This is a genomic window from Marinobacter sp. ST-43 (assembly GCF_030541085.1).
Lineage (GTDB): Bacteria > Pseudomonadota > Gammaproteobacteria > Pseudomonadales > Oleiphilaceae > Marinobacter > Marinobacter nauticus.
Genome location: NZ_JASSVO010000019.1, coordinates 1 through 13,485, shown reverse-complemented (window position 1 = coordinate 13,485; position 13,485 = coordinate 1). Strand labels below are relative to the sequence as shown.

Below are 13,485 nucleotides of genomic sequence, written 5' to 3'. Positions count from 1 at the left end.
AGTTCCCTCAGCTTATCGGAATGTCACCAGGGCGGGGTCTTCCGCTTCCAGGTGGCTATAGTTGTTGAATACGGCCAGGCTGCGCCGGGGGCCGGAATACAGAATACGGGACACGCTGGTATTGGCGATCACGTTGTTCATTTCCAGCGCCTTGTGGTCTGACAGTTCCAGCAGGCGCTGGGCAATGACCGCAATGGGACCGCCAGAGGTAGACACAATCACATCGGCGCCATCGGCCAGGTTAATCAGCTGATCCAGTGCATGGCCAACCCGCTGCCGGAATCCGTGCCAGGTTTCGCTGTATTCCTGGTCGAACTCGCCGCTCACCCATCGGGCCACCGCCTTCTCGAAAGCCTGCTGGAAGGCTCTTGCAGGTTTGGGAAAGCTGGAGAGGTCCCGCGCCATTACCTGTTTATCGGCCCACTCCGGGCGCAGGCGCTCCACCACTTGCAGGTGATCGAATTCGTTCAGGCCCTCGAGCACCTGCATCCCCGGCAAGGCCGAGCCATAGCCGGTGGCGATGGCTTCCACGGTTTCACGATGGCGCTGAAGGTTGCCACCAAAAACGGCGCCGGGTTCTACCTTGTCCGCCAGCCAGCGGCCCAGAATCTTGCCCTGCTCCCAGCCGCGGGGAGACAACTGATCGTAGTTTTCCTTGCCAAAACTGGCCTGGCCATGGCGTACCAGATAGATGGTGGCCATTACAGGGTGCTCTCGCGGATCAGCCGCTGGCAGCGCTTCTCCAGGTAGTTGGCGGCATGGCCAAAGGCGGCAAAGCGCTTGTCCTTGGTCTGGCCGTGGTAGAAGCGGTAATAAATTTGTTGGATGATCACCGCCAACCGGAACAGGCCATAGATTTCATAAAAATCGAACTTTTCGGCACGAAATCCGGACTTCTCCATGTAGTAGTCCACCACTTCCTTCCGGGTCAGCATGCCAGGGCGGTGGGTGGGCTGGCGCCGAAGCATCTGGAACGGGCCTTCATCGTCCGCTTCAATCCAGTAGGCCAGGCTGTTGCCCAGATCCATCAGAGGATCGCCGATGGTGGCCATTTCCCAGTCCAGCACGCCAATCACTTCAAACGGGTTGTCCGGGTTAAGCACCACGTTGTCGAAACGGTAGTCGTTGTGGATCACCACCTGGGCAATGTCGTCCGGCATCTTGTCATTGAGCCAGGCCATCACTTCTTCAAAGTCACCCACGTCTTCCGTACGAGCCTTCCGGAACCGATCGCTCCAGCCGCCAATCTGCCGCTGCACGTAACCGGCGCCCTTACCCAGCTTGTCCAGGCCTGCGGCCCTGGCATCCACGGTATGCAGGTCTACCAGCTTGTCGATCACGTTCAGGCACAGCTTGCGGGTGTCTTCAGCGCTCAGCTCGAAATCCTTGGGGAAATCCTGGCGCAGAATGATGCCCTTGAGCCGCTCCATCACGTAGAAGTCACAGCCCAGAACGCTGTGATCGTCGCAGATGGCGACAATATTGGGCACATAGGGATACGCCGGCTTCAAGGCCTCCATCACGCGAGCTTCCCGCAGCATGTCGTGGGCAGACTTGGCAATCTTGCCGAACGGCGGCCGGCGCAGCACGTAGGACTGGTCGCCGTAATCCACCTGATAGGTCAGGTTGGACGCACCGCCTGGGTACTGCTTGATGCTCGGCTGGCCTTCCAGGCCCGGAATGGCCTGCTTCATGAACCGGTCGACGGCGCTGATATCCAGCTCTTCGCCTTCGCGGATGTCTACGGCCTGGTCGATCTGTGTCATTCATTCTCTCCTGTGATGTGTTCAGGCGTTCGCCTTGCCACCCATCTTGCTCATCCAGCGTTTGGTTTCCTGGTGCATCAGCCAGTCAAACGCCCAGGGTGCGTGGCGCTTGAGCATCCACATACGGCGCTCTTTGGCGTGGGGCAGTACCCAGAAGTCTTTGTCTTTCACACTGCGGAAGATATCCTCGGCCACGTCTTCGGCGGTAATGCTGGAGCGCTTCATCAGCTTGTTGACGTTCTGCTGGATACCGGGAATGTCCGAACGCATGGTGCTGGTCAGATTGGTCTGGAAAAACGCCGGGCACACGCAGCTGACATGAATACCGGCATCCCGCAGCTCCTGGCTGAGAGTTTCAGACAGAGCAATGACTCCGGCCTTGGAGACATTGTAGCTGTCCATCAAGGGGGCAAGCATGAGGCCGGCCATGGAGGCTACGTTCACAAACGCGCCGGAGCCTTGTTCCTTGAACAGCGGGGTGAAGGCTTTGCAGCCACGGACAACGCCCAGTACGTTGATGTCGAGGATCCATTCCCAGTCTGCCATGGTGGTGTCTTCGATGGAGCCTGCGGAGGCGACGCCGGCGTTGTTGACGACCACGTCCACACCGCCCCATTTCTGTACCAGGTCATCACGGACTTTCTCGAAGTCGCTGAGGCGGCGTACATCACATTCAACAAAGTAGCCTTCGCCACCGGCGTTGTTCAGCTCCGCTTCAACGGCCACGCCCTGTTCCGGGTTAATGTCCCCGATGCAGACTTTCGCGCCCTCTTTGGCGTACCGCAATGCAATCGCCCGGCCCAGGCCACTGGCCCCGCCGGTTATAAATACCCGTTGTGTCATCGTTGTTTCTCTCCGTTATGTTTTGGAGTTCCTGTTCTTTTTTACCCCGGAGTAAGAGTTGGTACCGGAGGGGCTGTCCAAAAACCGCTACAAGCACATCCATGTGCGCTTCTCTCCGGCCATCCATGGCCTCCGACATTTTTGGACAGCCCCTCCGGTACCAACTCCCATACCACTGAGCATGCTGTTCTGACCGCCCTCTACTGAGCACGCAGGAGCCGGTGGGCCGGGGGTTCTGAAAATTTGTGGAGCCATGGATGGCGGAACACAAGCGCCACATGGATGTGCCGCCAGGAGCGCTTTTCAGAACCCCCGGGCCACCGGCGCCCACCTCCGCACTCAGAGGCTAGAGGAGTAAAACTCCCACGCCCGACTCAGGACTTGTACTTCCGAAGCTCCAACCGCGCCACCATAGCCCGATGAACTTCGTCCGGGCCATCGGCCAATCTCAGAACCCGAGCGTAGCCGAACAACGCGGTCAGCGGGAAATCATCGTCGCTGACGCCGGCACCGCCGTGAATCTGAATCGCATCGTCCACAATCTGCTGCAGCATCTTCGGCACCACTGCCTTGATCATGGAGACTTCCTGCAAGGCACCCATGATGCCCTTGGTATCCAGCGCCCAGGCGCATTTCAGGGTCAGCAGCCGTGCCTGTTCGATGTTCATTCGGGCATTGGCGATGATGTCCGGGTTGCCGCCTAGTTTGGCGATCGGGCGGCCGAAGGCTTCGCGGGTCATGGCGCGTTTGATCATGATCTCCAGGGTGCGTTCAGCGGCGCCGATGGCGCGCATGCAGTGGTGTACGCGGCCCGGGCCAAGGCGGCCCTGGGCGATTTCGAAGCCGCGGCCGGGGCCGGCGATGATGGCGCTTTTGGGCAGGCGTACGTTGTCGAACAGTACCTGGCCGTGGCCATAGGGCTCGTCGTAGGCACCGAAGACCGGCAGCATGCGCTCAACGGTGATGCCCGGGGTGTCGAGCGGCACCAGCACCATGGAGTGACGGCGATGTTTCTGGGCGTCCGGGTCGGTTACGCCCATGAAGATGCCAACTTTGCAGTCAGGGTGGCCGATGCCGGTGCTCCACCATTTTCGGCCGTTGAGCACGACTTCGTCGCCTTCAACGGTGGCGGTGGCTTCCATGTTGGTGGCGTCGGAGGAGGCCACGGCCGGTTCAGTCATGCAGAAGGCGGAGCGGATTTCGCCGCTCAGCAGTTTCGGCAGCCACTCGGCTTTCTGCTCTTCAGAGCCGTAGTGGATCAGCACTTCCATGTTGCCGGTGTCCGGCGCGTTGCAGTTGAAGATTTCCGGGGCGATGAAGCTGCGGCCGGTTTCTTCGGCAATCAGGGCGTAGTCGGAGTTCAGCAGGCCGCAGCCGTACTTGTCGTCCGGGAAGAACATGTTCCACAGGCCCTGGGCCTTGGCTTTCTCCTTCAGTTCCTTGATGACCGGCAGTACTACCCAGCGGTTATCCTGGGAGGCAAGCTCCTTGTGGTACTGCTCTTCGATGGGATAGATCTCGTCACGCATGAACTTTTTCACGCGGTTGAGGTAATCCTGGCCTTTCTCGGAAATATTGAAATCCATGGTGCAGCTCCTCGCGCTGGCCGCCCTGACGGGCGCAATGTCGATCAGATGGCAATCAGTCTAGGAGCCAACGCATTATTACGCGACTGAATTGTTCTTATCATTTATCATTACCTGTGCTTATTCAGAAAACGGAACCTCATCATGGCGCTGAATAGACTGGACCTGAATCTGCTGCATGTTTTCGACACCATCTATCGGGAAGGCAGCCTGACGCGGGCCGCAAAGGCTCTGCATCTGACCCAACCTGCCATCAGTCATTCTCTGGCTCGGCTTCGGGATCATTTCAGCGATCCGCTGTTTACCCGCCAGGGTAACCAGATGGTGCCCACCCCCCTGGCTCGGCGGTTTCTGGAGTCCATGCGCCCGGGGTTGAACCAGATCCAGAGTGCAGTGAATCAGTTTCACGCCTTCGACCCCGCCAGCCAGCGTAAAACCTACGCCCTCGGCCTTCGGGATGTTCTGGAATCCACCTTCCTGCCTCAACTGATTTCAAAACTCGCGCCCTATCCGGACATGGAGGTGCAGAGTCAACGGGTGGCAAGACGAGACATGGAAACGCAACTGGCCGCAGGCAAGCTGGACTTTGCCATTGACGTATTACTGCCGGTGAGCAACCAGACCAGCCATGAACTGCTGAGGCAGGACCGACTGGTGGTGTTGGCGCGAAAGGGTCACCCGGTCATCGCGCGAGGGCTGGATATGGCCAGCTATCTGGAGGCCCGGCACATTCTGGTGTCGTCACGGGCCGAGGGCCCGGGTATTGAGGATTTCGAGCTTTCCCGCCACGGCGCCCAGCGCACTATTCGCCTACGCTGCCAGCATTACTACGCGGCCTGCCGGGTGGTGGAGAGCTCAGACCTGTTACTGACGATGCCGGAAACCTACGCCCGGATCATTGCCCAGAACACCGACATCGAAGTGCTGGCGCCGCCGGTGGAGATGCCGTCGATTGATGTGCATCTGTATTGGCACAAGGCCTATGAACAGGAACCGGCGCTGGTGTGGTTTCGGGACTTGCTGCGCAACCTGCAAAAGGCTCAATAGGCTCCGACCAGCATCAGAAAGCCGAAGAAGCCAGCCGCGGTAATCGCCAGAGATACCGCCACGATACCGAAGCCCCACCAGATAGCCGCACCATCGGCAATGTCGACACCATGACCGCGCAGGGTGCGATAGAACGCCCATGGACCAAGCACGAACGCGCCCACGACGGCAAACACCAGTCCGATGGCGATTCCGGCAAAGGTCCAGGTAGCCAGTACAGTCGCGCGGTCCGAGGTCTGGTCGGTCACGCCATGATGTTCCAGAAACTTCTTGCAGAAGAACCAGACCAGGGCAAACAAGGCAGCCACAAAGACCAGGCCGCCAATCAGGGTAATCAGGCGATAGAGCACGGAAACATCCTGTTAAGAGTCAATCAGTCGGGAAACACCGGCTCCGGCAGACATTCGAATCCCGGTTTGGCGAACAGGTAGCCCTGGTAAAGGGCAATCCCTTGAGAACGAAACCAGAAGTATTCTTCCGGCGTTTCCACGCCCTCCGCCACAATTCGGCCGCCAAGCTGGCGCATCATGGTGATGATACCTGAGACCACTGCCTGCTTGTTGGGTTCCGCATGAATGTTGCGAACCAGCCCCATATCCAGTTTCAGCACCACAGGCGCACTCGTCGCAATGGGACTCATCAAAAAGAACAGAGGGTCTATCCACAGAAGCTCCAGAGCGGCTCGCTCGAAATGAATTCGGGTGGAACTGTAAAAGAATCAATCACATTCAACTATAGACACCATCCGCAATCGGGTAAAACGAAAACTCGCTATACCTCCCATAGTCGGGTGGCATCTGCCGGCTGCGGGTCTACACTGGTTTTGGTGTATTTAATCAGTCAAGCCGCTCTTAAAAGGAGGTTCATGGATGGCCCAGACCACCCGTATTGCAGTAACACCCGGAGATGGTATCGGCCCGGAAGTGGTCGCGGAAGCCGTGCGATGCCTGGAGACACTGCGATCCAGGCACAGCCTGCCACTGGAATGGACCCGTTTTCCATGGCCCTCTCACGCCTGGCACGAAGAACACGGCGAATCCTGGCCCACAGATGCCCTTGAGCAGCTCAAGGCCTACGACGCCATACTGCTGGGCGCGCTGGGAGATCCGGGCCCCATGCACGACCCGGAGCGCTATCTGTTACCGGACAGCATTTCGCTCGCGCCCCTGCTGGACATGCGAAAAGGCTTTGACCAGTGGGTGTGTGAACGCCCGGCACGACTGCTCCCCGGCGCACGCCAGTACCTGAAAGATGACCGTGCCAAGGACATCGATATGCTGGTGATTCGCGAGAACAGCGAGGGTGAGTACGTCAGTCAGGGTGGCCGGCTGCGCCCGGGATCGCCCGACGAAGTGGCCACCCAGATGGAGGTGTTCACCCGCCGGGCCACTGAGCGCATTATCCGGTACGGCTTTGAACAGGCTCGTAAACGGGCCGGCGAACGTCTTCAGCAAGGCCGCACCCGCAGTTTCCGGACACTGGATGGCAAGACCTGCGAAAGCCAGGTATGCCTGATCACCAAGCGCAATGCCCTGCGCTACTGGGGTGACATGTATACCGAAGTGTTTGAGGAAATCAGCCGGGAATTCCCGGATGTAGCCACCCATCACGAACTGGTGGATGCCGCCTGCATGAAATTTGTCTCCAGCCCCTGGGCCTTTGACGTAGTCGTAGCCAGCAACCTCCAGGGCGATATTCTGACCGATCTGGCCGCCGTGATCTCGGGGGGCATGGGGGTAGCTCCGTCCTGCAACCTCAACCCGACCGACCCGGACATGCCCTCCATGTTTGAACCCACCCACGGTAGCGCGCCGGATATCGCCGGCCAGGGCATCGCTGATCCGACCGCCATGCTGTTTACCACCGCCCGCATGCTGGACTGGCTAGGCCGAAAAGACCCGTTGCTGGCCCAGGCCGGGCAGGAACTGTTTGATGCGGTGGCCGCGGATCTCGCAGAGAAAGGCTCTGAACAACGCAGCACCCGGGAAATCGGGGATGCTATTTGTAAACGCCTTGGGGCCTGACTAGGCTGCAAAAGAGGTATTCCATTCACTTCGGGAGGTGTCCATGACCGACCACAAAGGCAAGCTGTCCCCCCTGCTCAAGCAGGCTACCGGCATCACCGCGGCCAAAGGCGAAGGTGCCTATATCATTGACCCTGAAGGTCGCCGTTACCTGGACTTTACATCCGGCATTGGTGTCACCAGTACCGGGCACTGTCACCCGAAAGTGGTGGAAGCCGCCCAGAAACAGGTAGCCACCATGATCCATGCCCAGGCCACCACAGTCATGAACCCGAGACTACCTGAACTGTCAGAAAAACTCGGCGCCGTGACCCCGGACCCGCTGAATGCCTTCTTCTTTTCCAATGCTGGCACCGAAGTTGCCGAAGGTGCCATCCGCCTGGTGCGCCAGGCCACCGGTCGCCCCAATGTGATCGTATTCCATGGCGGCTTTCATGGTCGCACCATGGGCTCACTGTCCATGACCACCTCCAGCGTGGGCCTGCGAGCCGGCGTCAGCCCGATGATGGGGGGCGTGGTCGTCGCGCCATTCCCTCACGCCTTCCATTACGGCTGGAGCCTGGATGAGGCCACGGACTTCTGCCTGAGAGAGTTGGATCGCATCTTTGTGACCTATTCCGCCCCCAAGGAAACCGCGGCCATGCTGATTGAGCCGGTTCAGGGCGAGGGTGGCTATGTGCCGGCCAACGCTCGTTTTATGCAGGGGTTGCGGGAGCGCTGCGACAAGCACGGCATCATGCTGGTGTTTGACGAAGTACAGGCCGGGTTCGGCCGCAGCGGCAAGTTCTGGGCCCACGAACACTTCGGGGTAACACCCGACGCCATCATGATCGCAAAAGGCCTGGCCAGCGGCTTCCCCATTTCTGCTCTGGCGGCTTCAGAAGAAACCATGGCCAAGGGCTGGCCGGGTTCTCAGGGCGGCACCTATGGCGGCAACGCTGTAGCGGCGGCTGCCGCCATAGCAACCATCGACGTGATTCAGGAAGAGGGCCTGGTGCAGAACGCCGATGCGATGGGCAAACGCCTGTGGGACAACCTGCACAGTTTGAAAAAGGACTACCCGGAAATGGCAGATGTCCGGGGCAAAGGCCTGATGGTTGGCGTGGAGATGCGCCGCGGAGACTGCCCGGACGGAGAACGCGCCGGCAAGATCCTGAAAGAATGTGAAAAGCGGGGGCTGCTGATGCTGCGGTGTGGCCCATACCAGGAGATAGTACGCTGGCTGCCGCCGCTGATCGTCAACCAGCACCAGATTGACGAAGCCACCGGCATCTTCGAAGAGGCGCTGAAAGCCACGGCCTGAGCCATCGGCCGGTACCAGCAAGCAGAAAGGCCGGGAGGAACGTCATCCACCCGGCCTTTTTTGCTTCCACTCACCGCAAGGCAGGATCCTGCCTTACTGATCCGCCATCACAAACTCCAGTCGTCCCGGGGCTACCCGCACATCCATCGGTACCATCCCGAACATGCGCTGGGCGAAATCGGTTTCATCCAGACGATACACCGGCATGGTTTCCAGCATCTGAGCCACCGCCCGCATGACATTGTCGGTGATGGGTGCCAGATCCCCTTTGAAAAAGGGCGAGTCAATCGAGCTCTCCAGTAACTGCAAGCGGCGGATATACACTGCTTTCTCCTGGCTGTCGTATACCGGCGCACCCTCCACTTTCAAAGCGAGGTCCACGGGTAACTTGGCCATCAACGCATTCAGGGCTACCTGTCCACGCAGGTCGATCACCGCTACGTCCCGACCATCAGGCCCAAGGGTAATATCAGCGTCATCCAGGCTGAGACTGAGAGGCGACCCACTCTGCAGCTGTTTTCGATCAAACTCCGCCACCACATCCTTCAGGTGACCCTCAATCTCACCCTCGGAGATGGCGTAGGGCGAAAGGCTTGCGCAACCGCTAGCCGTCAGCACAACGAACAGAGACAGCAGCCAGGCTTTGGCGTGATTCAACATGATTGGATTCCCTGCAAATTGGTCGGCTTTTATCCTGCGCCAGAGCGCCCTGCACCGCAACTGACTGGCATTAACGATTGGTCATGCGCTTACTCATTCTCGGGGCGGGCATCCACGCTGACGACTCGCCCCTCTTCCAACTGGACAGTCAGAACAATGGGCTGACAGCACACCTGACAGTCCTCGACATATTCCTGCTCAGGCACGGTCGGGTCGACGCTGATATCCAGCGTCTCCCAACAGTAGGGGCATTGAATCAGGACGGATTCCAGAGCCGACATGCCAGGCCTCAGAACTGTTGCTTGGCCATCCAGGGGATGATCCGGTCGAAGGCCTCTTCCATACGCTCGCAGGTAGTGGAGAAACTGAACCGCAAGGCGTTGGTGCAGTGCTCACCAAAGGCGTCCCCCGGCACCACGCAGACACCGGTTTCCTTCAGCATGCGCAAGGCCAGATCCGAACCATCCACGTGGGGCGGCAAGTCCGGGAAGGCGAAAAAGGCACCACCGGGCTTGTAGCCGGTCAGGTAAGGGGTTTGATCAATCAACTCGACAACCTTGTCCCGACGCTCCCGGTAGATATCCACCATGTCCTGAACGCATTGTTGGTCGGCCGTCAGCGCCGCCACTCCGGCAAACTGGGATGGGGTATTGGCCACTGAGGTGGTGAACATATGGTACCGGCGCAGGGACTTGATCGCCGCCTGGCTGGAAATGACCCAGCCTACGCGCAGGCCGGCCATACTGTAGGTTTTGGAGAAACTGCTGATGCACATGATGTTGTCCAGGTCCATGGAGCAATTGAGGACACTGGCAAAATCATCGTCATCAAAAATCAGGTGGTCATAGACTTCATCGGCGTATACCTGGATACCACGATAGGCGCACTCTTCCAGAATGGTCTCCACGGTGCTGCGGGGATACACCGCCCCGGTGGGGTTGTTCGGGTTGTTCAAAATCAGCGCAAAGGTGCGGGAGCCCATGGCCCGAATTACATCGTCCGGATCCAGCTGGTGATTGTTCTCGGCCCTCGTGGGAACAAACTTCACCTCACCCCCGGTCATCCGGATCAAAGGTGCATACAACAGAAACGATGGGTCTGTCACGATGAACTGCCGCCCGGGCGCCGAGGTGGCCGAAATGGCCAGATACATGGCCTCAGTCGCGCCGCTCGTTACCAGGATGTTGTCACGGGTGAGCTTGCGGTTGTAGCGCTTGCCATAGTAATCCCGCAGTGCAACCAGCAACTCCGGCAGGCCGGCATCCATGGTGTAACCGGTCTGGCCGGCATTGAGCGCATCAATGTAGGCGTCGATAACATGTTTGGGCGTGGGCAGATCTGGCTGGCCGATCGACAGATGAATCACATCCTTCATGGTAGATGCCATATTCACCAGGCGACGAATCCCCGAAACAGGAATGGCCTGCATGGCAGGGTTCCAACTGGCCTTGGTCTTCCGGTACTTCACTTTACGCGGCTTGGTCTGGCCGGTGTCCTTGTTCGCGGATTCCGCCATAAGCACCTCCTGGGGGACAGGGTAAATAAAAGCGTACCTTTGCAGGTTAGTCAGGAAAGAGGGGGGGTACAAGCAAGCGGGACTAAAGGATAACCGAACCCCTGAAAAACCGGTTCCGGCCGCCTCAGGTTGACCAGCCCACAACCGCCTACCAGACTAGTAAGACAGTCGTTATTGAGTGCACCATTACCGGAGGTTACATGACAGATTCACGCAAACCGGTCGTTACCGTTCTGACAGCACCGGGAGAGCCGGCACCGCCGGGTATAGAGGCGGTCAAGGCCCGGGCTGAAGTGCGCTTCGCCTGCGACGAACCCACCCTGCGTGAAAGCCTGCCCGGCACCGATGTCATGATGGTCACGGACTTCCGTACCGAAGCCCTTGAAGCGGCCTGGCCCTGTGCTGACAAGCTGCAATGGATTCACGCCACCAGCGCGGGGGTAGATGCGCTGATGTTTCCCGCCCTGATCAAGAGCGATGTGGTGGTCACCAACGCCCGTGGCATTTTCGACCGCACCATCGCCGAATACGTACTCTGCACCATCCTGATGTTCGCCAAGGATTTCCCCCGCTCCATCCGGCTGCAAATGAATCAGGAGTGGAAACACAGAGATACCGAACGGGCCGAGGGCAAACAGGTACTGGTGGTTGGCGCTGGCTCCATCGGCCGCCAGATTGGCCGGCTGGTAAATGCCATCGGCCTGCACGCCCACGGTATCGCCCGTACCCCGAGACATGATGACCCGGATTTCGTGGCGGTGCATGGCAACGATGAGCTTTATGAGCAGCTCTCACATGCAGACTTCGTGGTGATTGCGGCGCCGTTGACGCCACAAACCGAAGGCCTGTTTGATGCCAAAGCCTTTGCCGCCATGAAAAAGACCGCACGCCTGATCAACATCGGCCGCGGCCCGATCGTCAATACCGAAGCCCTGCTCAAGGCACTCGACGATGGCGAGATTGCCGGCGCCGGACTGGATGTTTTCGAAGAGGAACCACTGCCCTCAGACCACCCGCTCTGGCAGCGGGAAAACGTGATCATGACCGCCCATATGGCCGGTGATTTTATCGGCTGGAAGCGGGCGCTCACGGATCAGTTCCTGGAGAACTTTGATCGGTGGCACAAGCGGGGTGAGCTGTTTAACCTGGTGAACAAAGAGCTTGGCTACGCCGGGAGTTAATTCAGATTAGCTGCTGAGTACTCTGATTGTAACGGCAGCAAATCAAATACCCGGCTTTCATCATTAGGATCCACCAACTCCGTCGGGGATTTGTACACCCGCGGAGTGGTGTACAGCATCCTGAGCGCCGTGCCGTGAGGCATGGCCATATAACGCTCCGGCTCGTTTTCCTCCAGCCACTTGCGAACCCTCGGCGCCATGTTGTGGGCCATTTTCGGAAAAAAGTGGTGTTCGATGTGGTGGCTAAAGCGGAAATGCAGTCGGTCCAGCACCGGATGGCTGCGCAGGCTCATGGAATTATCCAGCGGGTTATTGGTGGCTGTCTGCGGGCGCAGGAAGTGATTGGTGAGGATATAGCCCTGCCCCAGCGCGTTGGCCACCATGAACGGAATCAGCACCGTAAACAGCGCGAGAGAGCCAGAAACCGCAGCCAGCGCCAGCCAGCCCCCCAGGCACAGAAACACCTGCGCGATGGCCTTCCGGCGATCAAACCCCTTGAACTGCTTGCGGCGTTTCGCCTGAATCCAAAGCACCAGCTGGGCGTGGAACGTGAACGAATAAGTCAGGAACAGATAGCTGTACCAGGTACCGGAACCCGGAGCCAGCTTATGAAACTTTTTCTGGCCCGGGTTGGTCTTGTAACGACGAAGCGTGCCGAAGCTGTCCGGGTCTGTATCACCGGTATTGGTGTTACCGTGATGCACCACATTGTGCCACTTGCGCCAGAACTCCGGCGGCACCAACAACGGCCCAAACCCCAGCCAGCCAAACACATTCTGCCAGCGCCGGCTCATGCCCAGAGCACCATGCAGCACCTCATGGGCCAGCAGCGCCTGGCAACCAATGGTGTGCCCCACCAGCAACGCCAGCGCCAGATTGGCGTACCACGGTAAACCCGCCATCAGGATAACCGCCAGCCCACCCCAGATAATGGCCTGCAGGGGCAGAAACCAGACCACCCGCCAGGCCTGCGGCTTGAACGTGTCAGCGGGAAGTTCCTTTTTCATGCGATCCCGGAGTTCCCGTTCGTCCGGCTTTCCGAAAACCGCACTCACACTTGTTTCGGGTTTCACTGCTGCGTTCATCTTTTACCTGTCACCATTTGCTGTTGAACACACCCACCATGCACCAAACTTTCAGCGCACACTTGTTAGCCGAAAACTACAACAGAAAACCCAATAAAACAATGGCCAAAGAACGAGAAAGGGAACCCGCCCATAAAATGGGTAACAAGCGTATCCCGATAAGCAATCACCAAAGCATGATGACGCAGGTGGGGTGGCTTTCCCTGGGATGTCTTTGGCCATGGATGGCCAAAGAGAAGCGCACAGGGAAGTGCTTGTAGCGGTCCCAGGGAAAGCCTCCCCACCTGCGGCACAGCACCAGCCCCGAGAGCTACAGAACACAAGCAAGCCGAAAACAAAAACGGGAGCCCAAAGGAGGCTGTGTGAAAACAGCCTCCGAAGCTGGCAAAATAACCGCGACATGGCTCGCGGTTATTTTTTATGAGGCATCTTGAAGGCACCCCTCGAAGTCAGGCGCTGTTGCTCCCACCCAGC

General features: G+C 58.7%; 14 protein-coding genes. 4 read left to right on the top strand and 10 right to left on the bottom strand.

What is annotated here, in order from left to right; all coding sequences use genetic code 11:
- Positions 1–12: 12 nt before the first annotated feature.
- The 4 genes from QPL98_RS16480 to QPL98_RS16465 all read right to left on the bottom strand — a co-directional run bounded on the left by QPL98_RS16480 (position 13) and on the right by QPL98_RS16465 (position 4,195).
- Positions 13–702 carry a histidine phosphatase family protein gene (locus tag QPL98_RS16480; protein ID WP_303293639.1) on the bottom strand — a complete coding sequence of 230 codons (690 nt, stop codon included), beginning with the start codon at positions 700–702 and terminating at the stop codon, positions 13–15.
- Positions 702–1,766 (bottom strand): phosphotransferase family protein, encoded by a 1,065-nt coding sequence (locus tag QPL98_RS16475; protein WP_303293638.1) that lies wholly within the window; start codon positions 1,764–1,766, stop codon positions 702–704. The genes QPL98_RS16480 and QPL98_RS16475 overlap by 1 nt, the downstream gene beginning before the upstream one ends.
- A 21-nt stretch (positions 1,767–1,787) precedes the next feature.
- On the bottom strand, positions 1,788–2,609 hold the full coding sequence (locus QPL98_RS16470; RefSeq protein WP_303293637.1) for an SDR family oxidoreductase: 822 nt from the start codon (positions 2,607–2,609) through the stop codon (positions 1,788–1,790).
- 374 nt (positions 2,610–2,983) lie between these two features.
- Entirely contained in the window at positions 2,984–4,195 is a 1,212-nt protein-coding gene (locus tag QPL98_RS16465) for an acyl-CoA dehydrogenase family protein (RefSeq protein WP_303293636.1), read from the bottom strand.
- Between the two features lie 144 nt (positions 4,196–4,339).
- On the opposite strand from QPL98_RS16465, the gene QPL98_RS16460 reads away from it, so the two are divergent.
- On the top strand, positions 4,340–5,242 hold the full coding sequence (locus tag QPL98_RS16460) for a LysR family transcriptional regulator (protein WP_303293635.1): 903 nt from the start codon (positions 4,340–4,342) through the stop codon (positions 5,240–5,242).
- Here the strand turns inward: QPL98_RS16460 and QPL98_RS16455 are convergent.
- Both QPL98_RS16455 and QPL98_RS16450 read right to left on the bottom strand, forming a co-directional pair.
- Positions 5,236–5,592, bottom strand: coding sequence for a hypothetical protein (locus QPL98_RS16455; protein WP_014420797.1), 357 nt, complete (start codon positions 5,590–5,592; stop codon positions 5,236–5,238). The genes QPL98_RS16460 and QPL98_RS16455 overlap by 7 nt on opposite strands.
- A 23-nt stretch (positions 5,593–5,615) precedes the next feature.
- Complete coding sequence (locus tag QPL98_RS16450; protein ID WP_303293634.1) at positions 5,616–5,855, bottom strand: EAL domain-containing protein; 240 nt, start codon at positions 5,853–5,855, stop codon at positions 5,616–5,618.
- 256 nt (positions 5,856–6,111) lie between these two features.
- Between QPL98_RS16450 and QPL98_RS16445 the strand changes: the two genes are divergently transcribed.
- A complete protein-coding gene (locus tag QPL98_RS16445; RefSeq protein WP_199451888.1) occupies positions 6,112–7,266 on the top strand; it encodes an isocitrate/isopropylmalate dehydrogenase family protein in 1,155 nt (384 codons plus the stop codon).
- Positions 7,267–7,309: 43 nt separating this feature from the next.
- A complete protein-coding gene (locus tag QPL98_RS16440) occupies positions 7,310–8,569 on the top strand; it encodes an aspartate aminotransferase family protein (protein ID WP_199451889.1) in 1,260 nt (419 codons plus the stop codon).
- 93 nt (positions 8,570–8,662) lie between these two features.
- Here QPL98_RS16440 and QPL98_RS16435 read toward each other — a convergent pair whose 3' ends face one another.
- From QPL98_RS16435 to QPL98_RS16425, 3 genes are all read right to left on the bottom strand, one after another.
- On the bottom strand, positions 8,663–9,229 hold the full coding sequence (locus QPL98_RS16435) for a DUF1439 domain-containing protein (protein WP_011785680.1): 567 nt from the start codon (positions 9,227–9,229) through the stop codon (positions 8,663–8,665).
- Positions 9,230–9,318: 89 nt separating this feature from the next.
- The gene (locus QPL98_RS16430) at positions 9,319–9,510 is read right to left on the bottom strand and encodes a CPXCG motif-containing cysteine-rich protein (RefSeq protein ID WP_022990918.1); all 192 of its coding nucleotides are present in this window, start codon (positions 9,508–9,510) and stop codon (positions 9,319–9,321) included.
- A gap of 8 nt (positions 9,511–9,518) precedes the next feature.
- A complete protein-coding gene (locus QPL98_RS16425) occupies positions 9,519–10,745 on the bottom strand; it encodes a pyridoxal phosphate-dependent aminotransferase (protein ID WP_011785682.1) in 1,227 nt (408 codons plus the stop codon).
- Positions 10,746–10,945: 200 nt separating this feature from the next.
- Between QPL98_RS16425 and QPL98_RS16420 the strand changes: the two genes are divergently transcribed.
- Complete coding sequence (locus QPL98_RS16420; protein ID WP_011785683.1) at positions 10,946–11,926, top strand: D-2-hydroxyacid dehydrogenase; 981 nt, start codon at positions 10,946–10,948, stop codon at positions 11,924–11,926.
- On the opposite strand, the gene QPL98_RS16415 is transcribed toward QPL98_RS16420, so the two are convergent.
- The gene (locus QPL98_RS16415; RefSeq protein ID WP_303293633.1) at positions 11,923–12,999 is read right to left on the bottom strand and encodes an acyl-CoA desaturase; all 1,077 of its coding nucleotides are present in this window, start codon (positions 12,997–12,999) and stop codon (positions 11,923–11,925) included. The genes QPL98_RS16420 and QPL98_RS16415 overlap by 4 nt on opposite strands.
- Positions 13,000–13,485 lie beyond the last annotated feature (486 nt).

Bases quoted from the DNA above. Each gene is read 5' to 3' on its own strand.
- QPL98_RS16445 (WP_199451888.1), top strand. From the start codon at position 6,112: ATGGCCCAGACCACCCGTATTGCAGTAACACCCGGAGATGGTATCGGC.
- QPL98_RS16470 (WP_303293637.1), bottom strand. From the start codon at position 2,609: ATGACACAACGGGTATTTATAACCGGCGGGGCCAGTGGCCTGGGCCGG.
- QPL98_RS16475 (WP_303293638.1), bottom strand. From the start codon at position 1,766: ATGACACAGATCGACCAGGCCGTAGACATCCGCGAAGGCGAAGAGCTG.
- QPL98_RS16435 (WP_011785680.1), bottom strand. From the start codon at position 9,229: ATGTTGAATCACGCCAAAGCCTGGCTGCTGTCTCTGTTCGTTGTGCTG.
- QPL98_RS16480 (WP_303293639.1), bottom strand. From the start codon at position 702: ATGGCCACCATCTATCTGGTACGCCATGGCCAGGCCAGTTTTGGCAAG.
- QPL98_RS16460 (WP_303293635.1), top strand. From the start codon at position 4,340: ATGGCGCTGAATAGACTGGACCTGAATCTGCTGCATGTTTTCGACACC.
- QPL98_RS16440 (WP_199451889.1), top strand. From the start codon at position 7,310: ATGACCGACCACAAAGGCAAGCTGTCCCCCCTGCTCAAGCAGGCTACC.
- QPL98_RS16430 (WP_022990918.1), bottom strand. From the start codon at position 9,510: ATGTCGGCTCTGGAATCCGTCCTGATTCAATGCCCCTACTGTTGGGAG.
- QPL98_RS16425 (WP_011785682.1), bottom strand. From the start codon at position 10,745: ATGGCGGAATCCGCGAACAAGGACACCGGCCAGACCAAGCCGCGTAAA.
- QPL98_RS16465 (WP_303293636.1), bottom strand. From the start codon at position 4,195: ATGGATTTCAATATTTCCGAGAAAGGCCAGGATTACCTCAACCGCGTG.
- QPL98_RS16420 (WP_011785683.1), top strand. From the start codon at position 10,946: ATGACAGATTCACGCAAACCGGTCGTTACCGTTCTGACAGCACCGGGA.